General features: G+C 28.6%; 24 protein-coding genes. 23 read left to right on the top strand and 1 reads right to left on the bottom strand.

Going from position 1 to position 21,146, the window contains the following annotated elements:
• Positions 1-4: 4 nt before the first annotated feature.
• From Q1J60_RS05225 to Q1J60_RS05115, 23 genes are all read left to right on the top strand, one after another.
• Complete coding sequence (locus tag Q1J60_RS05225; protein WP_300259282.1) at positions 5-1,171, top strand: hypothetical protein; 1,167 nt, start codon at positions 5-7, stop codon at positions 1,169-1,171.
• Position 1,172: 1 nt separating this feature from the next.
• Entirely contained in the window at positions 1,173-1,529 is a 357-nt protein-coding gene (locus Q1J60_RS05220; RefSeq protein WP_300259280.1) for a GntR family transcriptional regulator, read from the top strand.
• A 225-nt stretch (positions 1,530-1,754) separates the two neighbouring features.
• Positions 1,755-2,696 carry a 50S ribosomal protein L11 methyltransferase gene (gene prmA, locus Q1J60_RS05215; protein ID WP_300259278.1) on the top strand — a complete coding sequence of 314 codons (942 nt, stop codon included), beginning with the start codon at positions 1,755-1,757 and terminating at the stop codon, positions 2,694-2,696.
• A 22-nt stretch (positions 2,697-2,718) separates the two neighbouring features.
• The gene (locus tag Q1J60_RS05210) at positions 2,719-3,471 is read left to right on the top strand and encodes a 16S rRNA (uracil(1498)-N(3))-methyltransferase (protein WP_300259276.1); all 753 of its coding nucleotides are present in this window, start codon (positions 2,719-2,721) and stop codon (positions 3,469-3,471) included.
• A complete protein-coding gene (gene mtaB / locus Q1J60_RS05205) occupies positions 3,471-4,775 on the top strand; it encodes a tRNA (N(6)-L-threonylcarbamoyladenosine(37)-C(2))-methylthiotransferase MtaB (RefSeq protein ID WP_300259274.1) in 1,305 nt (434 codons plus the stop codon). Before Q1J60_RS05210 ends, mtaB begins: the two co-directional genes overlap by 1 nt.
• Before the next feature lie 68 nt (positions 4,776-4,843).
• Positions 4,844-5,188 (top strand): histidine triad nucleotide-binding protein, encoded by a 345-nt coding sequence (locus Q1J60_RS05200; RefSeq protein ID WP_300259272.1) that lies wholly within the window; start codon positions 4,844-4,846, stop codon positions 5,186-5,188.
• Positions 5,189-5,307: 119 nt separating this feature from the next.
• Positions 5,308-5,484 carry a 30S ribosomal protein S21 gene (gene rpsU, locus Q1J60_RS05195; protein ID WP_003451446.1) on the top strand — a complete coding sequence of 59 codons (177 nt, stop codon included), beginning with the start codon at positions 5,308-5,310 and terminating at the stop codon, positions 5,482-5,484.
• 49 nt (positions 5,485-5,533) lie between these two features.
• The gene (locus Q1J60_RS05190) at positions 5,534-5,983 is read left to right on the top strand and encodes a GatB/YqeY domain-containing protein (protein ID WP_300259270.1); all 450 of its coding nucleotides are present in this window, start codon (positions 5,534-5,536) and stop codon (positions 5,981-5,983) included.
• Between the two features lie 234 nt (positions 5,984-6,217).
• Entirely contained in the window at positions 6,218-6,499 is a 282-nt protein-coding gene (gene yqfC / locus Q1J60_RS05185) for a sporulation protein YqfC (protein ID WP_300259268.1), read from the top strand.
• 1 nt (position 6,500) lies between these two features.
• Positions 6,501-7,637: a sporulation protein YqfD gene (gene yqfD, locus Q1J60_RS05180; RefSeq protein WP_300259266.1), complete on the top strand. Its 1,137-nt coding sequence runs from the start codon at positions 6,501-6,503 to the stop codon at positions 7,635-7,637.
• Between the two features lie 36 nt (positions 7,638-7,673).
• The gene (locus Q1J60_RS05175) at positions 7,674-9,728 is read left to right on the top strand and encodes an HD family phosphohydrolase (protein ID WP_300259265.1); all 2,055 of its coding nucleotides are present in this window, start codon (positions 7,674-7,676) and stop codon (positions 9,726-9,728) included.
• A 1-nt stretch (position 9,729) separates the two neighbouring features.
• Complete coding sequence (gene ybeY / locus Q1J60_RS05170) at positions 9,730-10,236, top strand: rRNA maturation RNase YbeY (protein ID WP_300259263.1); 507 nt, start codon at positions 9,730-9,732, stop codon at positions 10,234-10,236.
• 27 nt (positions 10,237-10,263) lie between these two features.
• Positions 10,264-10,962, top strand: coding sequence for a diacylglycerol kinase (locus Q1J60_RS05165; RefSeq protein ID WP_300259261.1), 699 nt, complete (start codon positions 10,264-10,266; stop codon positions 10,960-10,962).
• A gap of 43 nt (positions 10,963-11,005) precedes the next feature.
• Positions 11,006-11,404, top strand: coding sequence for a cytidine deaminase (locus tag Q1J60_RS05160; protein ID WP_300259259.1), 399 nt, complete (start codon positions 11,006-11,008; stop codon positions 11,402-11,404).
• Positions 11,405-11,412: 8 nt separating this feature from the next.
• A complete protein-coding gene (era, locus tag Q1J60_RS05155) occupies positions 11,413-12,303 on the top strand; it encodes a GTPase Era (protein ID WP_300259257.1) in 891 nt (296 codons plus the stop codon).
• Positions 12,304-12,324: 21 nt separating this feature from the next.
• Positions 12,325-13,056 carry a DNA repair protein RecO gene (recO, locus tag Q1J60_RS05150; protein WP_300259312.1) on the top strand — a complete coding sequence of 244 codons (732 nt, stop codon included), beginning with the start codon at positions 12,325-12,327 and terminating at the stop codon, positions 13,054-13,056.
• Between the two features lie 5 nt (positions 13,057-13,061).
• Positions 13,062-13,685, top strand: coding sequence for a DUF4342 domain-containing protein (locus Q1J60_RS05145; protein WP_300259255.1), 624 nt, complete (start codon positions 13,062-13,064; stop codon positions 13,683-13,685).
• A gap of 201 nt (positions 13,686-13,886) precedes the next feature.
• Entirely contained in the window at positions 13,887-14,519 is a 633-nt protein-coding gene (gene ccpN, locus Q1J60_RS05140; protein ID WP_300259253.1) for a transcriptional regulator CcpN, read from the top strand.
• Between the two features lie 100 nt (positions 14,520-14,619).
• The gene (gene ppdK / locus Q1J60_RS05135; protein WP_300259251.1) at positions 14,620-17,250 is read left to right on the top strand and encodes a pyruvate, phosphate dikinase; all 2,631 of its coding nucleotides are present in this window, start codon (positions 14,620-14,622) and stop codon (positions 17,248-17,250) included.
• A gap of 233 nt (positions 17,251-17,483) precedes the next feature.
• The gene (locus Q1J60_RS05130) at positions 17,484-17,684 is read left to right on the top strand and encodes a hypothetical protein (RefSeq protein ID WP_300259249.1); all 201 of its coding nucleotides are present in this window, start codon (positions 17,484-17,486) and stop codon (positions 17,682-17,684) included.
• Positions 17,685-17,742: 58 nt separating this feature from the next.
• Complete coding sequence (locus Q1J60_RS05125; protein ID WP_300259248.1) at positions 17,743-18,837, top strand: ABC transporter permease; 1,095 nt, start codon at positions 17,743-17,745, stop codon at positions 18,835-18,837.
• The gene (locus tag Q1J60_RS05120) at positions 18,834-20,075 is read left to right on the top strand and encodes an FtsX-like permease family protein (protein WP_242366163.1); all 1,242 of its coding nucleotides are present in this window, start codon (positions 18,834-18,836) and stop codon (positions 20,073-20,075) included. The genes Q1J60_RS05125 and Q1J60_RS05120 overlap by 4 nt, the downstream gene beginning before the upstream one ends.
• A 3-nt stretch (positions 20,076-20,078) precedes the next feature.
• Positions 20,079-20,762, top strand: a complete 684-nt coding sequence (locus tag Q1J60_RS05115) for an ABC transporter ATP-binding protein (RefSeq protein WP_011592846.1) — start codon at positions 20,079-20,081, stop codon at positions 20,760-20,762.
• Between the two features lie 76 nt (positions 20,763-20,838).
• Here Q1J60_RS05115 and Q1J60_RS05110 read toward each other — a convergent pair.
• Positions 20,839-21,146, bottom strand: a 308-nt coding sequence (locus Q1J60_RS05110) for a YutH/CotS family kinase-like spore coat protein (protein ID WP_498038025.1), incomplete at its 5' end; no start/stop codon positions are given.

Raw genomic sequence — 21,146 nt, 5'->3', positions numbered from 1 at the left:
GTATATGAAAAAGAAAATGCCATTAATTTTAACTACAATATTTTTATTGGGAATTTTTATATGGTCAGGTATAACTATAGAGTATAACGAAAGTAATATTAAATTTTCTAATTTATATGGTCAAAGAAGTGAGTTAGAGGATGTTCAGTTTAATTTAGCAAAAAATAAAGGAATAAGTATGGAAGATCTTATAATTAATAGCAAAGAGATAAAATCTGAAACTTTATTTTCTGAAAGTGGATTTGATGACATATATTCAGGATTTGATATCTTAGATGATAAAAAGTTTTTTAGAGGTTTATTTGTTACATCTGAAACTTTTTATGAAGACAAAGATATTAAGATAGATGTTACAAATAAAGATTATGTAATTCATCCATATTTAAATGTCAGAATTAAGTACAAGGAAAGTAATACTTATGAAGATTTTAAAGTTGAAAATAAAACAAATTTAAATCAAGAGTACAGAATACATGGAATTTCTTATAAGCAGGGTAAGATAAATATTCTTTTTATGAAAAATAGCTCCAAAGACACTATGATTATATTTGGAGAAATTGATATAGATAGCAAGGAGTTTAAAATCTCAGAACCTATAAGTTTAAATGAAGAATTAGATATAGATAACTCATATATATTTAATTATAATAACTTTAAATATATTGATAATATTTATTTAGATGTATTTAAAGATGAAAAAAATTCTAATACTATTTTAAAAGGAGTATTAGAAATAAATATTAATACTAAAAAAATTAATTTATACAAGACAGATGAAAAAATAAATAATGAAATTAAAGAAATATGTATAGATGGACATGAAGGACAGTCATATATTCAAGGAGAGAATATTTATTTTTCTTTTTATGATAAAGAGGAAAATAATATATCAATATTAGCTTTTAATTTTAATACTAAAGAGTTTATTTTTTATAGAGACCTTATAGAAAAATACAGATTTGAAAGATATGGCGTTAATTTTAGTGATATAAGTGGAATTCTTATAAAAGGAAATAAAGTATTTTTAGATTTAACTAATTTTAATGAGGAAGAATTAGTTTATTATAAGGGATATATAAGTGTTGTAGATATAAATAGCAAAAATCCACTTTATATAGGACAATATAATGATGGAAGGTTAAGAAATATTAGCTTGATAGGAGGTAAGTAAAATGTTTTTTGAAGTAAATGATAGGGAACCAATTTATCTCCAAATAATAAGACATGTAAAACAATCTTTAGTTATTGGAATTTTAAATCCAGGAGATAATATACCATCAAGAAGGGAGCTTGCAGAAATGTTAAAAGTAAATCCAAATACAGTTCAAAGAGCATATAGAGATATGGAAACTATGGGGCTTATAGAAACAATAAGAAATAAACCAAGTACTATAACAGAAGATGAAGAAATACTAAAAAACATAAGAAAAGAGCTTGTAGAGGATGCATTAGATGGATTTATAGAAAGTATGAAAGCTATAAAATTAACTAAGGAAGAAGTTTTGGAAATTATTAGAGAGAGATATTAAATATCTAGAGAGATTAAATAAGGTTAAGTTTAAAGGTTATGTCAATAATAGACTATAGCCTTTATTTTTTTTATGTGTGATAATAGAAATAATGATAATAAGTTTATTTTAGAAATTTTAATAAAGCATATGAAATATAATAATACTTATAAGCTAGACAGATACTACACTAAAGTGTAAAATAAATTATTAGTCAAAGTAGCATAAGAAAGGATTGATACATAAATGGAAGGAACTTGGATTGAAGTTAGAGTAATAACTAAAAGTGAGGCATTAGAACCTATATCAGGAATATTTTACGGATTAGACTGTAAGGGTGTTGCTATAGAGGATCCAAATGATATATTAGGAAGAGAACAAGGACCTTTAACTTGGGATTTTGCAGATATAAACATATTAGAACATAAGGGGAAGGTTGCTGTTGTTAAAGGTTATTTTTCAGAAGAAGATAACATTGATGATGTAATAGATTATGTTAAGGAAAGAGTAGAAGAGTTAAAAGAGTCAGGTTTAGATATTGGTGAAGGAACAGTTGAAGTAGAAAAAATGTTTGAAGAAGACTGGGCTAATAACTGGAAGAAATACTATAAACCAATAAAGATTGGAGAGAAAATAGTTATAAAACCAATATGGGAAGAATATGAACCTACTGGAGAAGAAATGGTAGTAGAATTAGATCCAGGTATGGCTTTTGGTACTGGTGACCATGAAACTACAAGAATGTGTGTTCAAGCTTTAGATAAATATGTTAAGGCTGATACTACTGTGTTTGATATTGGAACAGGTTCAGGAATACTTGCTTTAGTTGCTTCTAAACTTGGTGCAAAACATGTTATAGGAGTTGATTTAGACCCAGTTGCTGTAGATTCAGCTAAGGAAAATATATCATTTAACAAAGTTGATAATATAGAAGTATTATACGGAAATCTTCTAGATGTTGTAGATGGAAAAGCTGACATAGTTGTTGCAAATATAATAGCTGAAATAATATGCATACTAGTAGATGATGTTAAAAAAGCATTAAATAAAGATGGAATTTTCATAACTTCAGGTATAATACATGAGAGAAGACAAATGGTTATAGATAAATTAGAACAAGAAGGTTTTAGCGTTATGGAAGTTAACAAAGATGGAGAATGGAACTGTATTGTTGCTAAGTTAAAATAATTTAGTAAGGGAGTATAAAATTATGCATAAGTTTTTTACACCAGCTAATATGTTTTCAGACACTCATGCCACAATAACAGGGGAAGATGTAAAACATATTTATAAGGTTTTAAGGGTAAAACCAGGTGAGAAGGTTGTTGTAAATAACCTTGAAAGTGAAGAGTTTTTAGGTGAGGTAGAAGAGGTTAATAAACAAGAGGTTTCTATCAAAATCTTAGAGAAGCTTGATGTAAACAATGAAAGTAATTTAAAGATTACTTTATTTCAAGGAATGCCAAAGGCTGCAAAAATGGATTTAATAGTTCAAAAATGTGTAGAACTTGGTGTTTCAGAAATAATTCCAACAATAACTGATAGAGTAGACGTTAAATTAAAAGGTGAATTTAAAAAATTAGATAGATTAAATAAAATTGCTTTAGAGGCATGTAAACAAAGTAAAAGAACGGTAATACCACAAGTATTAGAACCAATGGATTTTAAAGCGGTTTTAGAAAAGATAGATGAATTAGACCTTATGGTTATTCCTTATGAAAATGCTACAGGATACGGAATAAGAGCTATGGTTAACTCTATAGGGGATAAAGATAGTATAAAAAATGTTGGAATAATGGTTGGGCCAGAAGGCGGATTTGAAGAAAGTGAAATAGAAGCCCTAAAAGAAAAAGGAGCTCATATTGTAACTTTAGGACCAAGAATTTTAAGAACAGAAACAGCAGGATTTACCTGTATTTCTCTTATTCAGTATGAGCTTGGTGATTTAGGAGGAAATATTTAATGAAAGTTGCATTTGCTACACTAGGGTGTAGAGTTAATACATATGAATCAGAAGCAATGACTGAAAAATTTGTTAGAGAAGGCTATGAAGTTGTAGAATTTAATGAAATGGCAGATGTATATGTAGTTAATACTTGTAGCGTAACTAACATGGGAGATAAGAAGTCAAGACAAATAATAGGAAGGGCTAGAAGACAAAATCCAGAGGCTATTATAGCAGTTGTTGGATGTTATGCTCAAATAGCACCTACAGAGGTTTCAGGAATTGAAGGTGTAGATGTAGTTTTAGGTTCAAGAAATAAAGGTGAAATAGTTTATTATGTAAATAAGGCTAGAGATGAAGGGAAGCAACAAGTTAAAGTTGGTGCTGTTTTAAAGAATAAAGTTTTTGAAGATCTAAAAATTGAAGAGTATAATAATAAAACTAGAGCTTTCTTAAAAATACAAGATGGATGTAATAGGTTTTGTGCTTATTGCTTAATTCCATATACTAGAGGTTCTGTTTGTTCGAAAGACCCTAAGAAAGTTTTAGATGAAATAAGAAGCTTAGCAGATCATGGGTTTAAAGAAATAATATTATCAGGAATTCATACAGCATCTTATGGTGTTGATTTAGATGAAAAAGTAACATTAGTTGATTTACTAGAAGAGATAGAAAAGATTGATGGAATAGAAAGGGTTAGAATAGGTTCAATAGATCCTACATTCTTTACAGAAGATGTTGTAAGAAGAATATTAGCTCTTAAGAAGCTATGTCCTCATTTTCATTTATCACTTCAAAGTGGATGTGATGCTACTTTAAAAAGAATGAATAGAAGATACACTGCTAAAGAGTATGAAGATATAGTAAATCTTTTAAGAGATAAAATAGAAGATGTTTCTATAACAACAGACGTAATTGTTGGTTTCCCTGGAGAAACTGATGAAGAGTTTGAAGAAACTTATGAATTTTTAAAGAGAATAGCTCTTTCAAAAACTCACATATTTAAATATAGTCCTAGAAAAGGTACTAGAGCAGAGAATATGGAAAATCAGGTTGATGGAAATAAGAAAGATGAAAGAAGTAAAAAACTTATTGAATTAAATAGGATTAATGAAAAAGCTTTTGCTGAAAAATATATAGGTAAAGTTATTGATGTTTTATTTGAAGAAGAAGTTGAATTAGGTAGTGGCGTTTATACTGGATATACAAGAAACTATATAAAAGTAAATGCTAAGGCTGATTGTAACGTTTCAGGTAAAATATTAAATGTAAAAATTAATTCTTTTGATGGAGAAGGAGCCCAAGGAGAAATAGTATTATAAAAAGAAGATTTTTATATTCAAAATGAGTTATAATAGATAATAGATTTATTGCTTAGGAGGTGAAAATCATGTCAGATTGTATTTTTTGCAAAATAGTAGATGGAGAAATTCCAAGCAAAAAGATTTATGAAGATGATAAAGTTTTAGCTTTTCATGATATAAGTCCGGAAGCACCAGTACATTTTTTAGTTATTCCTAAAGAACACATAGCTAGTTTAAATGAAGTTAATGAAGACAATGCAGAAGTATTTGCACATATTTTCAAGACTATTAATAAACTAGTAAAGGAACAAGGAATTGCAGAAGATGGATACAGAGTTGTTACTAATTGCGGAGAGCAAGGGGGGCAAACAGTAGGACATATCCATTTCCATGTTCTTGGAGGAAGAAATTTAAATTGGCCACCAGGCTAAAATTTAGATTTAACTTCTTGACATTAAAGAAAATTATGTTGTATAATATAACGTGTGTTATTTAGCCCATGGCTGTGAATTACATTAATAATTTACGCTAGCGGAGGGAGGGATAAAGAATGTCAGAAATCAGAGTAAAAGAAAACGAATCATTAGAGCAAGCATTAAGAAGATTTAAGAGACAATGCGCTAGAGCTGGAGTTCTTTCAGAAGTAAGAAAAAGAGAACATTATGAAAAGCCAAGCGTAAAGAGAAAGAAAAAATCAGAAGCTGCAAGAAAGAGAAAATTCAAATAGTTTTTGGTTTAAATTTATAGAATAATTTCTTTTGAAAGAAGGTACACAAATGCCAACTATTAAAGAAAGACTTCAAGAAGACTGGAAGCAGGCTTTAAAGGCTAAGGAGAAGTTCAAGGCTGGAGTTTTAAGTTCTGCTAAGTCAGCAATACTTTTAGTCGAAAAGACTGATGGTGTTAAGCTTGAGGATGAACAGGTTATAGAAATATTAGCAAGAGAAATCAAGCAAAGAAGAGAAGCTGCGCTTGAATTCGAAAAGGGAAATAGACAGGATTTAGTTGATCAAAACAATAGTGAGATTGCAATCTTGTTAGATTACCTTCCTCAGCAGTTAAGTGAAGAAGAAATAAGAGATATAATAAAGCAAGCAGCTGAAGAAGTGGGCGCAAATAGCATGAAAGACATGGGAAAAGTTATGTCAAAGGTTAGACCTCAAACAGTTGGTAGAGCTGATGGTAAACTTGTAAGTCAATTAGTTAAAGAATATTTAAATAAGTAAGAGAGTTCGTTAGAGCTCTCTTTTATTTTTATAATTTAAAGTTTAGTTTTAAAAGGTATTATGAATAGTTAGAAGTTTTTAAAAAGAAAACTTTTTTAAGTGTTTTAAAAGGCATATAGGTAGCTAAAATGGCTATCTATACGCCTTTTTATATTGTTTAGTTTTTTATATAAGAATAAAAAAATATAAATTTTCATAGATTTAGTATGAAAATATTTTATGGGAGGTATAGTTGTGGGTGATAAATTAAGACAGGTAACTAATAAAATTGCTGAGGAATTAGATTTACCTAAAGAGATAATAACTGGTGAGCCTAAAATAGTTGTACATGGAAAAAGTGAAATTATTATAGAAAATCATAAGGGAATAGAGGTTTTTAAGGAAAATGAAATTAAAATTAATAGTAATTTAGGCGTTATTACAATTGAAGGAGTAAGATTAGAGATAAGATTTATAGGTACTGAAACTATTGCATTAACAGGAAGGCTTAAGAATTTAAGTTTTGAGGAGGCATAAGATGAATTTGGAGTTTTTAAAAAAAGGACAAGTAAAAGTTGAAATAAAAACTTTCGATATAAATAAACTTTTAAATGTTTTATGGAGAAATGGTATAAATGTTGAAAATGTAAAGAAAATAGATGTAGTAACTATAACTTTAAATGTAGATTATTCTGACTATAGAAAATTAAAAAGCTATGTTAAAAGGCTTAATGGAAAGATTAAAATAGTATCATCAAAGGGAATGATATTTTTCTTATCTAGGGCTAAAAAGTCTATAAGTATATTTGTAGGAGTTTTAATATTCTTAGCAGGATTATATGTTTATTCTGGTTTTATATGGCGAATAGATATAGAAACTAAGAAAAATATAGCGCCTTTTGAAATAAGGATCATGTTAAATGACTTTGATATTAAACCAGGAGTTAAGAAAAGTAGTGTAAATGTATATGGATTAGAAAGAAAATTAGAAAATGGACATGGAGACATAATGTGGGTAAATGCTCGTATAGAGGGTGGAACTTTAAAAATAAAGGTTGAGGAAAAGGTTAGTCCAAAAATAAAAGAAGAAAATGAGAATAAAGAGTTTAAGAACATAGTGGCATCTATGGATGGGGAAATAAAGAGAATATACACAACTTCAGGTATGGCTATTGTAAAGGAAGGAGATTTTGTTAAAAAGGGAGATGTTCTTATAATACCAAAGCAAGGGATAGAAGGCGGTGAATATGAAGTTGATGCTAAAGGAGAGGTTAAGGCTAATACTTTTTATGAAAAGACTATAGAATTACAAGTTGAGGGTAAAAAAGAGGAGAGAACAGGAGAGTTGGACAGTGATATTTACTTAGAAATAATGAGGAAGAAAATTTATCTAAAAAAGCCTACTAAAGAGTTTGATAAGTATGATAAAATAGAAAGTACAGGAAAGTTCATAAATAGAAATTTATACTATGAGAAAGTAGATAAAGATATAGTTGAAAATAAGGAAACTATAATAAATAAAGCTGTTGAGTTGATGAAAAACTCAATAAACAAAGAGATAAGTAAACAATCCAAAATAGTTGATAATATAATTACAACTGATGATTTGGGAGAAGGAAAAATTAGATTAAAGGTTCTTTTTGTAGTAGAACAAAATATAGCTTTAAGTTACTAGATAAAGTAGGACTTAATTAGGAGAAGATGAGTAATTATGGGGAAATTAAAGGAAAAAATATTTAGTATATTTAAAGATTATAAAAAAATAATCTTATATATAATAACCTTTATAGTTTTATATTGTACTTTGATGACTGGTATAATAACCAGAAAGTACGATTTAAAAGTAGGAGATATACCTAAGTCTGACATTAAGGCACATAGAGAAATTATTGATGAATCAGCTACTGAAGCAAGAAAAAAGGAAGCTGAAGAAAAGGTTGATAAACAATATTCTTTAAGGACAGATGTTCAAAAGCAAAGTGAAGAAAAAATAAAAGATTATTTTGCTACAGTTGAAAAAGTTTTAGCTCAAGATAAGTCAGAAGAAGAAAAGACTAAACTTATTCCTAGAGTTCCATTTAAAATAACAGATGTACAGGCAAATAAAATTGCTTCAATGAATGAGCAAAGTATTAAGAAATTAGAAAGCGTATGTATAGAGGCTTTAAACAAGGCGTATGAGGCGCCAATTGAAGATGGAAATGATCAGGATTTAAAAGATGCAAAAAAAGAATATACAGATTTTATATCTTCCAGTGGTTTAAGTGATTCAGAGAAAGATATTGCATTAAATTTTGTTAGTGTAGTAGAACCAAACTTTTTCTATGATAAAGAAAAAACTAATGAATTGATAAAAGAAACATTAAAGCAAGTTCCACCAGTTATGATAAAGAAAAATCAAATAGTAGTAAGTGAAGGTGAGCCAGTTACAGCACACCAACTAGAGCTTTTAGGAACTTTAGGATTATTAAGTGATTCAGCTTCAGGAATATATATTTATATTGCTTTAGGAGTTTTAGTAATGATCGTTATGTATCTTCAATATGGATACATACATAAATATTATCCTAATATAAATAAAGAGTTTTCCAAAATAGTTATGATAAGTATATTAAATGTATTCCCAGTAATATTGGCTAGACTTTTTGGTGTGATGTCAAATTATATAATACCACTGGCATGTATGCCTATGCTTATAACACTTCTATTAAATTACAAAATATCACTAGTATTTAGTATGTTAAATGTAATTTTAATAGGAGGAGCAGTAGGATTTAATCCTAATATAATAGTACTTGCTATTTTAAATGTTGTTTTAGGAGGAACATTATTAAGAAAAATGCAACAGAGAAATGATATATTATATTCTTCAATAACTGTTGCTGTTTTAAGTTCAATATTAACTTTTAGTGTTGGTACTTTAACAACTAATAACTTTATGGAAATACTTGCAGATAGCACATTTGCAGCGGCAGGGGCTGTGCTTTCTGGAATACTTACAATAGGCGTTTTACCATTTTTTGAGTCAACATTTGATATAGTAACTAATGCTAAATTATTAGAATTATCTAATCCTAATAATCCATTACTTAAAAAATTACTTATGGAGGCTCCAGGAACATATCATCATAGTATTTTAGTAGCAAACTTAGCAGAGTTAGCTGCTGAGCAAGTTGGAGGAAATCCATTATTAGCTAGAATAGGAGCTTATTATCATGATGTTGGTAAAACTAAGAGACCATATTTCTTTAGAGAAAATCAATTTGGAAAGAAAAATCCACATGATAGGTTAAAACCAGAAGTAAGTAGTAAAATAATAATATCTCATGTTAAAGATGGATCAGAATTAGCTAAGGAATATAACTTGCCTAAGACTATACATGATTTTATAGTTACACATCATGGAGATACTTTAGTTAAATATTTTTATTTAACAGTAAAAAATAACTCTGAAAATCCAGATGAGGTTAAGGAAGAGGATTTTAAATATCCAGGACCAAAACCTATGAGCAAAGAACAAGGAATTGTCATGTTAGCAGATTCAACAGAAGCAGCTGTAAGATCAATCAATGAACCAACTGAAGAGAAAATTGAAAAAATGGTCAATAATATTATTGATGATAAGTTAGCAACTGGACAACTAGACAATTGTGATCTTACTCTTAGAGACATAAGTAAGATAAAAAAATGTTTTCTAAAGGCATTAAATGGAATACATCATGAAAGAATAGAATATCCAGATGATAACAAGAAGGAGAAAAAATAAAATGATATTTATAGACAATAGACAGAATAAATTTCAGGTTACAGAAGAATTAATTAAGAAGTTAGAAGAAGTTATTTCTTTTGTACTAAAAGAAGAAAAAGTTAAAGAGGATTGTGAAGTTTCTTTAGTCTTTGTAGATAACGAAGAAATTAGAGAAATAAACAATGAAACTAGAGGAATAGATAGAGCGACTGACGTTTTATCATTTCCAATGATTGATTATCCAGAGGATAAAGTTTATAAAGATGTTTATTTAGAGCATGAATTTGATAAATGCTACTTTGATGGAAATGAACTTATTTTAGGAGATATAGTTTTATCTTTAGAAAGAACTAAAGAACAAAGTATTGAGTTTAATCACTCATTTGAGAGAGAAGCTTGCTACTTAGTAACTCACTCAGTTTTGCACCTTTTAGGCTATGATCATATGGATGAGAAAGAAAAATCCAGAATGAGAGCAAGAGAAGAGGAGTTACTTGGTAAGTTAAATATAACAAGAGAAAGCTAATGTATGAGAATGTTTTAGGAGAATATTATGAAGGTAAGAAAACTTATTGATAGCTTTAATTATGCAATAGATGGTATAATATATGCCTTAAGAACTCAAAGAAATATGAGAATACATTTTATAGTAGCTTTGATTATATTATCAGCTTGTTTTGTTTATGATATAAGCAAGATAGAGTTTATAATATTGGCAATAACAATAACTATGGTAATAGCAGCAGAATTAGTTAATACTGCCATAGAAAGCGCTATAGATTTAAGTACAAATTACTATCATCCTTTAGCTAAAGTAGCTAAGAATACAGCGGCTGGGGCAGTACTTATAACTGCAATAAATGCTGTCTTAGTAGGGTATATTATATTTTGGAATGAACTTACCAATGTAACTTTTAGAATTATGGATAGAGTAAAGGCGACAGAGCCTTATATTATATTTATTGTATTAGCTATAGTATGCATAGTTGTGGTTGCTGCAAAGGCTTATTTTGGAGAAGGAACTCCATTGAAGGGTGGAATGCCTTCGGGACATAGTGCTATAGCCTTTTCCATAGCTACGATTATATCACTTATGAGTAATTCTCATATTATAATTATACTTAGTTATTTAATGGCTTTAATAACGGCCCAGAGCAGAGTGGATTCAGAAGTCCATAGTATATGGGAAGTTATTGCAGGAGCAATATTAGGAACGCTTATAACAATTTTAATTTTTAAAATATTTAGTTGATAAATTTTTAGTGTCTAGATTTTATGATGGAGGATGAATTATTATGAAAAAAGAACTTATAAAAAAAGCTTTAGAGGCAAGAGAATTAGCATATTGTCCATATTCAAATTTTAAGGTAGGTGCTGCTGCTTTATTTGAAGATGGTAAAATATATACAGGATGCAATGTTGAAAATGCATCATTTGGAGCAACAAACTGTGCTGAGAGAACTGCTATATTTAAAGGAGTTTCAGAAGGAGCAAGAGTTTTAAAAGCTATGGCTTTAGTAGGAGATTTAAATTCATACACATACCCATGTGGTATATGCAGACAAGTAATAGTAGAGTTTGCAGAAGATAAAGATATAAAAATATTTATAGTAAAAAGTGAAGATGATTATATAGAGACAACATTAGGTGAAATTTTACCTGGATCTTTTACTAAAAGTGACTTAGAAAAATAGGAGGAAATATGTTTAAATCAGGATTTATAACAATTGTTGGTAGACCTAATGTAGGTAAGTCAACATTAATAAACTTATTGATGGGAGAGAAACTTTCAATTGTTTCTAATAAACCACAAACAACAAGAAATAACATTCAAACAATATTAACTGGAGATGACTATCAAATGATTTTCGTTGATACTCCAGGAATACATAAGCCTAAACATAAATTAGGAGAATATATGGTAAATAGTGCTACAGATTCTATAAAGGATGTAGACTTAGTATTGTTTTTAAGTAATCCATGTGATGAAATTGGTAGAGGTGATAAGTTTATAATAGAACAGCTTAAAAATCAAAAAGCTCCTGTTATATTCGTATTAAATAAAATTGATGAAAGTTCACCGGAAAAGGTTGCTAGAACTTTAGAATTATTCTCAAAAGAATATGACTTTGCAGAAATGATTCCAATATCAGCTATGAAAGGTAAAAACACAGATAAACTTTTAGATATTATGATTAAATATTTACCAGAGGGGCCTAAATACTATCCAGATGACATGATAACAGATGTTCAAGAAAGATTTGTTGTGGCAGAGATAGTTAGAGAAAAAGCTCTTAAAAATTTAAGTCAAGAAGTTCCTCATGGTATTGCTGTAGATGTTATACAAATGAAACAAGATGATAATGGTAAGTATAACATAGAAGTAGATTTAATATGTGAAAAAGCATCTCATAAAGGAATAATAATTGGGAAAAATGGTCAAACACTTAAGAAAATTGGTTCTACAGCTAGATATGAATTGGAAAGATTCTTAAGAGCAAAAGTAAATATAAAAATATGGGTAAAAGTTAGAAAAGAGTGGAGAGATAATACTTCACTATTAAAGGAATTAGGTTATAAAAAACTTAAATAGGAGGGATAGCTTCTGGCACTTATAGAGAGTGGTGGAGTTATCATTAAGGCTCAAGATTATAAAGAGAATGATAAATTGCTTTGGATTTTTACCGAGAAAATGGGGAAGATAACAGTTATAGCTAAGGGTGCAAAGAAGAGTAAAAGTAAACTCTTTTCATTAACGCACCCTTTGTGCTATGGCGATTATTTATTATTCAAGGGAAAGGGTTTATATAGGTTATCTGAAGGAAAAATAAGAAATTCTTTTCAGACATCTTTAACTGACCTAGAAAAGCTTACTTATGCATCTTACTTATGTGAGCTTATTGATATATCACTACAGGATGAAGAAGAAAATTTTAATTTATATAAGGAGTTTATAACCTGTCTCTATTTGTTAAATACTGAGGCTATAAGTTATGAACTATTAATAAGAGCTTTTGAGCTTAAATTATTAAAATACACTGGGTATGGATTAAGATTTGATAATTGTGTATTTTGTAAAAATAAATTAAGTGTTTCAAACTACATTAGTTTAAGATATTTTGGAGGCGTTTGTGATAAATGTCCTAAGGAACATGGGCTTTATATAAATAAAGCTACATATAATGCTTTAAGATTCTTAAATAATACTTCTTTGGATAAAGTATATAGATTAACATTAACAGAAGAGGTTAAGGCAGAGCTTTTTAATGTTACTAGTTTTATAATATCTTCTGTATATTCAAGAAAACCTAAAAGTTTAGAAATGTTAAAGTTTATAAAGGAGTGATTTACATGAGTGAAATAACATTAGAAAAAGTAGATCAAGTAATAGAGAGGACATATGCTACTTATGCAGAAGCTAAAGAGGCATTAGAAGCTTGTGACGGTGATGTTGTTAATGCATTAATATATATTGAGAAAAAAAGAGAAGAAGAAATTAAACTTGAAGAAAATGTAATGGAAGAAAAAGCAGAAAGTTTTGAAGATATAAAAAAATTCTTAAAGGATTTAATTGATAAGGGAAATGTATCTAGAGTAAGAATTCTTAAAGATGATAAAGTATTAACTGATATACCAGTTAATGCAGGAATAGCTGCAGGGACTATTGCTGTAATATTCCCAAGTATATTAGCTATTAGTGTTGTAGCCGCTATTGCAACGAAGATTACAATAGAAATAACTAAGGCTGATGGAAGTGTTGAGATTGTTAATAAGATAGTTAAAAATGCAGCTAATGATATTAAAGGAAAAGCATCTGGGTTAAAGAAAAAAGCTTTTAATTTAGCAAATGATATGAAAGAAAAAATAGAAAATGGAAAAACAAATGAGAATAAAATAAACAAATTTCATAAACATAATAAGTTAGAAAATGAAACAAGTTTTACATATACAGTGAAATTTGATGATGTTGACTAGCAATAAATGCAAAATATAGGAAAATGGAATAAAAAGGAAAAACAGTATGATTTCAAGTGATAGTTATCAGATTTGAATGATTTTTCAGAAAATTTGCTATACTAAAAAGATTTAAGTTGTGTTACAATTAATATATAAAAAGTCATTTTAATATAAAAATTCCTTTTTGTTCCTAGTTTATTTAAGGAAGGAGCATTCAAATTGAAATTAACACCGAGGCAGGAAGAAATAGTTAGACTTGTAAAAGAAGGTCAACCAATAACTTCAGAAGTTTTAGCAGGAAAGTTAGGGGTTACAAGAGCAGCTTTAAGACCAGATCTTGCAATACTTACAATGCTTGGGGTATTAGATGCAAGACCAAAGGTTGGGTATGTGTATTCAGACAAACCTTCGAACAGTTTCATCTATGAAAAAATAAAGAATATAAAGGTTAAAGACATAATGTCTAAACCGGTTACAGTATGTGAAGAAACTATGCTTCATGATGCTATAGTGCATCTATTTTTGAATGATGTAGGAACTATGTTTGTAGAAAATGGAGGAGTTCTAACAGGAGCTGTTTCCAGAAAAGACTTTTTAAAAGTCGCTATAGGAGGAACAGATATTTATAAAGTTCCTGTTGGTGTTATAATGACAAGAATGCCTAACATAGTATGTGCTATAGAGGAAGATTGCGCTTTTGATGTAGCAAAAAAGATAATAGAACATGAAATAGACTCCGTACCAGTTGTAAAAAGAATTGAAGAAAATGAAGGAAAAGAGAGATTAGAGATCATAGGAAAAATTTCTAAGACTAACATAACCAAGTTATTTGTTAAGCTTGGAGAAAATTAAAATTATGGTTAAAAAGAAAGATTAAATGGGTAACTATCGGGGGTAATACTCTGTTAGTATATAAAAATTCAATTATAGTATTGAACGGAGGAGTATTGAGATGGAAAAAAAGCAGTATGTTTATCTTTTTAATGAAGGTAACGCAAGTATGAAAAATTTATTAGGTGGAAAAGGTGCTAACTTATCCGAGATGACTATTTTAGGAATACCAGTTCCACAAGGATTTACAGTAACAACTGAAGCATGTAACAAGTATTATGAAGATGACAAAAAGATTTCTCAAGATATTATTGAAGAGATTGAAAATAAAATGTTTGAGTTAGAAAAAATAACTGGCAAAAAGTTTGGTTCTCTTGAAAATCCATTATTAGTATCAGTTAGATCAGGAGCAAGAGTTTCAATGCCAGGTATGATGGATACAATTCTGAACCTTGGATTAAATGATGAATCAGTAGAAGCTATGGCTAAATTAACAAATAATCCAAGATTTGCTTATGATTCATATAGAAGATTTATCCAAATGTTTGCTGATGTTGTAATGGGTGTTGAAAAAAGACTTTTTGAAGATTTATTAGATGAAGTTAAGGAAGAAAAGGGTTATAAAATAGATACTGATTTAACAGCAGAGGATTTAAAAGATTTAGTAGTAAAATTTAAAGCGCTTTATAAGAAGGAAAAGGGAGAAGATTTCCCATGTAATCCAAAAGAACAACTTATAGAAGCAGTTACAGCTGTATTTAGATCATGGAATAATCCAAGAGCTATTGTTTATAGAAGATTAAATGATATTCCAGGAGAATGGGGTACAGCAGTTAACGTTCAAGAGATGGTATTTGGAAATAAGGGAGAAACTTCAGGAACTGGAGTTGCATTCTCAAGAAATCCAGCTAATGGGGATAATGAATTATATGGTGAGTATTTAATGAATGCTCAAGGTGAGGATGTTGTTGCAGGTATAAGAACACCAGAGCCAATAAGTCATTTAGAAGCTCAAAATCCTGAAATATATAAGCAATTTACAGATATAGTTAATACATTAGAAAAGCATTATAGAGATATGCAAGACATGGAATTCACAATAGAAGATGGAAAATTATATTTCCTTCAAACTAGAAATGGTAAGAGAACTGCTCAAGCAGCTTTAAAAATAGCTGTTGATTTAGTTGAAGAAGGAATGTTAACTAAGGAAGAGGCTATATTAAAAGTTGAGCCTAAACAATTAGATACATTACTTCACCCTGCCTTTGCATCTGATGGCTTAAAAGAAGCTAAAATAGTTGCAAAGGGATTACCAGCATCACCAGGAGCTGCATGTGGTAAAATAGCTTTCACAGCTGAAGAAGCTAAGGAAAGAAAAGCAAATGGTGAAAAGGTTGTATTAGTAAGATTAGAGACTTCACCAGAAGATATAGAAGGTATGATTGCCTCAGAAGGTATCTTAACTGTTAGAGGAGGAATGACTTCTCATGCGGCAGTTGTAGCAAGAGGAATGGGTACTTGCTGCGTAGCAGGATGTGGAGAATTAAAAGTTAATGAAGAGGCTAGAACTTTAGAAGTTAATGGAAAAGTATTAACATTTGATGATTACATCTCAATAGATGGTTCAACAGGAAACATATATGCTGAACAAGTTAAGACAGTATCTCCTGAAATTACAGGACATTTCGCTACATTTATGGGATGGGCTGATGAAATAAGAAAATTAAAGGTTAGAACTAATGCTGATACACCAAGAGATACTAGACAAGCTGTTGAATTTGGTGCAGAAGGTATTGGATTATGTAGAACTGAGCATATGTTCTTTGCTGAGGATAGAATTTTAGCTGTTAGAGAAATGATTTTAGCTAAGAATGAGGATAGTAGAAGAGTTGCGTTAGAAAAACTTCTACCAATGCAAAGAGAAGACTTTATAGGAATTTATGAAGCCCTAGAAGAAAGACCAGCTACAATTAGATTTTTAGATCCACCTTTACATGAATTCTTACCAAGCGAAGAGGAGGATATAAATACTTTAGCTAAAGAAATTGGAGTAAGTCCAGCTGAGGTTAAGAATGTAGTTGCTGAATTACATGAATTTAACCCAATGATGGGACATAGAGGATGTCGTTTAGCAGTATCTTATCCAGAGATAGCTGAAATGCAAACAAGAGCTGTTATAGAGGCTGCTATAGAAGTTAAAAAGAATAAAGGATACAATATAGTTTCTGAAATAATGATTCCTTTAATAGGTGAAATAAAAGAATTAAAATATGTTAAAAATGTAGTTGTTGAAACAGCTAAGACAGTAATGGAAGAGAAAGGTGTTCAATTAGATTATAAGGTTGGAACAATGATTGAAATTCCAAGAGCTGCTTTAACAGCTGATAAGATAGCAGAAGAGGCTGATTTCTTCTCATTTGGAACAAATGATTTAACTCAAATGACATTTGGATTCTCAAGAGATGATGCAGCTAAATTCTTAAAAGATTACTATGAAAAAGGAATATATGAGCAAGATCCATTTGCTAAATTAGACCAAGAAGGCGTTGGAGAGCTTATGAGAATTGCTTGTGAAAAAGGTAAGGCAACAAGATCTGATATTAAATTAGGTATATGTGGAGAACATGGTGGAGATCCTTCATCTGTTGAATTCTGCCACAACTTAGGATTAAATTACGTAAGTTGTTCACCTTATAGAGTTCCATTAGCAAGACTTGCAGCTGCACAAGCACAAGTTAAAAATAAAAGATAATAAATAATAATTTAAATTAAAAAAATATTGAAAATAAATTTAAAGTTAAGATGGATTCATTAGTTTGAATTCATCTTTTTGTATGTATTAAAAGAGTTTATGTACAATTTATATTTTAGAAAAAAGTCGTTTTTTTTTATTTTTAGACATGGTGCGACAAAACATACACAAAAGCTATTGTATAATAAAAAATGTAAAATATAGAAAATAAAAAAAGAAAGGAATTGGTATTTATGATTAAAAAAAGTATTATTTTAGGGGCTTCAATGGTTATGCTTTCAGAGGGTATTTTAGTAAGTGCAGCTCAGGGTACAACTGTTTCAGGAGCATCTAAAACAACATCATATCATGGATGGGTAGAGGGAAGTAGAAATGCATATGGAAGTGTTGGTACATCAACTGGAAGTTCAAGAACTTTTGCACGCTTATACTAAATAATATTATGAAAATAGCTTGTACTATTTAATAGTACAAGCTATTAATAGGTGAAAAATGATTAGTTTTAAAAAATATAAAAAATTAACATATATAATAACGACATTTACTTTAATAGTATTTACTTTTTCAATTGTTTTGAGCATTTTAGTTTTAAGTTATAAAAACAAGGAAGAAGTAAATAATATTTCAAACTTAACTGAAAAATATTTTAAGTTTAATGACTCTAATAATATTACTTTTAGAGAAGTCTGTGAGATAGTTGATAATTATAATAATTCACAAATTTATTTAGAGTATGAACCTTTACCTAAGTATCTTAATAATGATACTATTTTTGGAAGAGGAATATATTTTAAAAATGGTTTTCAAAAAAGTTTTCCCATATTAGAAGGAAGAGATTTTACTAAAGAAGAAATAGAAAATGGAGAAAAGGTGGCATTAGTTGGAGTAAATTTTAAAGATGAAGTTTTTGAAGAAAACAATGAGAGATTTTTTACCATAGGAGAAGAGAAATTTAAGGTGATTGGTATTTTAGGAAGTAGTGAGAGGCAAACTGGATATGATAATACATTTTTATTTAACTTAAAATCTAGCGATGAATTTTCAGACACTCGTTCATCATGGAAAATAAACATAGAGAATAATGAAGCGTTAAAAAATATTTTAAATGATTATAAAAAATTAGCAGTAAATAAGAATACAAGTTTTTCATTAGAGGATATAAAGAAAGATTTTAATTTAAAGGAAGCCTTAAATGAATATAAGGACTTTATAGATATTTTATTTTTAGTTTTTATAATAGGAATTTTAAATCTAATAATAGCTATCTATTATTGGATTAAAAAGAGTATAAAGGAGATTGGGGTAAGAAAAGCTTATGGTGCAAGCAATGGTAAAATAGTAATACATATATTAAAACAGTATTTAATAAGCATATGTATTGCCTTAATAATGGGAGTTTCTTTACATTTACTATTGAAAAGACTTTTGATTTATATGTTTCCTGAATTTACTTTTGATGTTTACTATCAAAGTATAATTTTTATAACTATAATATTTATGTTTATTGGCTTAATAGCGGTTTTAATACCTTTATTTAAGGCAAAAAAGGTGAAACCTATTAATATAATGAAGGGAAAACTGAAATGAATAATTTAAAGTACTCTATTAGAGAGTTGAAAAATAGTTTGTTTTTTAAGATTGTACTTATATTACAGCTAATGTTAGTTATAATATTGACTTATAGAATTATTGAATCTAAAAATTATCAAAATGAGAAACTTAGTTCTATGAATGAAATAATAGGTAATAAAACTATTTATCAAATAGCATTAAAGTATGACTCTATTGATGAGTTTTTAGAAGACCAAAAGGATGAAAATAAATTTTCTAACTTTGCTTTAGATATTGATAAGAATTTTAACATGGTTACAACTGTTTTAGGGGAAATAAAACTTCCATATTTTAATGGAATAGAGAAATTTTTAGATAATGATTTTAAAGAGTCAGAGCAAGGGGAAGAAATGAAGTCTGTTTATTCCCTTCAATGTAGTCCAAATTTTTTTGATACTTTTAATATAGGTTTATCAGAGGGAAACTTAAAAGATTTTGAAAAGTTTTCTCAATTAAATTCTGTTGAATGGGAGAATAAATATATTCCAATAGTATTAGGAAATGCTTATAAAGGAATTTTTAATATAGGTGATATTATAGAAAATAAATATTTTAACTATAAGGTTGTAGGCTTTATAGAAGAAAATAAGTTTTTTTTAGATAAGGGAGTTTATGATTTAAGTAGGGTTAAAAATCTTAACACATTTATTATTACTCCAATGCCTAAGGATATTATTAATGCAAATGTAAGTAATGCCTTTTTAGTTTACAATAGTGATCCTAGAGAATTTAATGAAGTAAAGCAAGAGGTAGAAAGTTTAGCTAAGAACAATAAAGTTAAAATATCAGTTTATGATCCAAATGAAAATATAGATACTTTTACTAAAGAGATAAAATATAATATTAACTTAAATCTTTTACTTATTTATATTGTTGGAATTTTTGCTATTGGAGGATTTGTTGTTATATTTTGTAATAGGGTTTTAGATAGAAGAAAGGAATTTTCCATTCATATAATGCATGGTGCAACAATAAGTGATATTTGCTTCAGAGTTATAATCGAACAATTTATATTAGTTTTTATATCTACAATAATAGCATACTCTTATTTGATGTTACATAGTGTTAATTTTGTTACAGACGTAGTTCAATTTCAATATGGAACTTTTGCTAAAAGTATATCAATAATTATTGGAGCTATAATATTAGTATCAATGATTCCTATATATTATATAAAAAAATATAAGTTAAATTATTTAATAAAAGGGGAATAAGAAATGGATTTAATAAAACTAAGATCTGTAGTAAGAACGTATGGAAAGGGCGAAAATATTGTACATGCATTAAGAAATATAAATTTATCTATAAAATCTGGAGAGTTTGTAGCTATAATGGGACCTTCAGGTTCGGGAAAAACAACATTATTAAATATATTAGGGTGTTTAGATTCCGCTGACTCTGGTTCTTATGAGCTAGAAGGTAGAGAAATTACTGATACAAGTGAGAAGGAACTTGCTAAAATTAGAAATGCTAATTTAGGATTTGTAGTTCAGTCATTTGAGTTATTAAATGATTATACAGTATATGAAAATATAAAAATCCCATTAGAATATAGTGATAAAAAGATTAAGAATAAGAAAGAAAAGGTAATGGGAATATTAAAAGAGTTAGATTTATTAGATAAATTTAATAAATATCCTACTGAACTTTCAGGAGGACAATGTCAAAGAATTGCAATAGCTAGAGCTTTGATCAATGAGCCTAAAATTATTCTAGCAGATGAACCAACAGGGGCTCTTGATAAAAGAACAAGTAACGAGGTTATGAATATTTTTAAGGATATAAATAAAGGAGGAACTACTATAATTTTAGTAACTCACGATATAAACATAGCATCTCAATGCCATAGAATAATAAATATTGAGGATGGTTTGATAGTTAATGATATAAAAAATAGTTAATAAAAGAAGGCGTATATCAAAATAATTTTTTAGTAAAATTTATTTCGATACACGCCATTTTTGAATAAAAATAAGCCTATAGAGTAAGTAGAAAATCTTTTTTTAATAATGTTCTAAGTTCTTCAACAAATCTAACCTGAGCATAAGTATCTAGTGCAACTTCCTTAAGAGATTCTACAAACATTGATTTATTACATTTTTTTATGTTATTATAATAGTCCTTTGATAAGCGCCAATATTTTTGAGGGAATGCTAGATATGAAAAAACATATTTGAAGTCATCCTCTGTAAGAGGAGCAATTGAATTATATGTTTTAAGTATCTTTCTTGTTAAGTCTATATCCCAATTAGTATTTGATCTTTTTAATAAACGTCTCATGAAAT

Origin of the sequence: Clostridium sp., assembly GCF_029258205.1 — a bacterium.
In the GTDB taxonomy this organism is placed as follows: Bacteria; Bacillota; Clostridia; order Clostridiales; family Clostridiaceae; genus Sarcina.
This window is presented reverse-complemented; position numbering and strand designations above follow the sequence as displayed.

Excerpts from the sequence above, each read along its gene's own strand:
- Q1J60_RS05160 (WP_300259259.1), top strand. The coding sequence starts at position 11,006 with ATGAAAAAAGAACTTATAAAAAAAGCTTTAGAGGCAAGAGAATTAGCA.
- mtaB (WP_300259274.1), top strand. The coding sequence starts at position 3,471 with ATGAAAGTTGCATTTGCTACACTAGGGTGTAGAGTTAATACATATGAA.
- yqfD (WP_300259266.1), top strand. The coding sequence starts at position 6,501 with ATGAATTTGGAGTTTTTAAAAAAAGGACAAGTAAAAGTTGAAATAAAA.
- Q1J60_RS05125 (WP_300259248.1), top strand. The coding sequence starts at position 17,743 with ATGATTAGTTTTAAAAAATATAAAAAATTAACATATATAATAACGACA.
- Q1J60_RS05200 (WP_300259272.1), top strand. The coding sequence starts at position 4,844 with ATGTCAGATTGTATTTTTTGCAAAATAGTAGATGGAGAAATTCCAAGC.
- Q1J60_RS05190 (WP_300259270.1), top strand. The coding sequence starts at position 5,534 with ATGCCAACTATTAAAGAAAGACTTCAAGAAGACTGGAAGCAGGCTTTA.
- Q1J60_RS05165 (WP_300259261.1), top strand. The coding sequence starts at position 10,264 with ATGAAGGTAAGAAAACTTATTGATAGCTTTAATTATGCAATAGATGGT.
- Q1J60_RS05175 (WP_300259265.1), top strand. The coding sequence starts at position 7,674 with ATGGGGAAATTAAAGGAAAAAATATTTAGTATATTTAAAGATTATAAA.
- prmA (WP_300259278.1), top strand. The coding sequence starts at position 1,755 with ATGGAAGGAACTTGGATTGAAGTTAGAGTAATAACTAAAAGTGAGGCA.
- ppdK (WP_300259251.1), top strand. The coding sequence starts at position 14,620 with ATGGAAAAAAAGCAGTATGTTTATCTTTTTAATGAAGGTAACGCAAGT.
- Q1J60_RS05130 (WP_300259249.1), top strand. The coding sequence starts at position 17,484 with ATGATTAAAAAAAGTATTATTTTAGGGGCTTCAATGGTTATGCTTTCA.
- Q1J60_RS05210 (WP_300259276.1), top strand. The coding sequence starts at position 2,719 with ATGCATAAGTTTTTTACACCAGCTAATATGTTTTCAGACACTCATGCC.
- Q1J60_RS05145 (WP_300259255.1), top strand. The coding sequence starts at position 13,062 with ATGAGTGAAATAACATTAGAAAAAGTAGATCAAGTAATAGAGAGGACA.
- Q1J60_RS05120 (WP_242366163.1), top strand. The coding sequence starts at position 18,834 with ATGAATAATTTAAAGTACTCTATTAGAGAGTTGAAAAATAGTTTGTTT.
- Q1J60_RS05220 (WP_300259280.1), top strand. The coding sequence starts at position 1,173 with ATGTTTTTTGAAGTAAATGATAGGGAACCAATTTATCTCCAAATAATA.
- ybeY (WP_300259263.1), top strand. The coding sequence starts at position 9,730 with ATGATATTTATAGACAATAGACAGAATAAATTTCAGGTTACAGAAGAA.
- era (WP_300259257.1), top strand. The coding sequence starts at position 11,413 with ATGTTTAAATCAGGATTTATAACAATTGTTGGTAGACCTAATGTAGGT.
- rpsU (WP_003451446.1), top strand. The coding sequence starts at position 5,308 with ATGTCAGAAATCAGAGTAAAAGAAAACGAATCATTAGAGCAAGCATTA.
- Q1J60_RS05115 (WP_011592846.1), top strand. The coding sequence starts at position 20,079 with ATGGATTTAATAAAACTAAGATCTGTAGTAAGAACGTATGGAAAGGGC.
- Q1J60_RS05225 (WP_300259282.1), top strand. The coding sequence starts at position 5 with ATGAAAAAGAAAATGCCATTAATTTTAACTACAATATTTTTATTGGGA.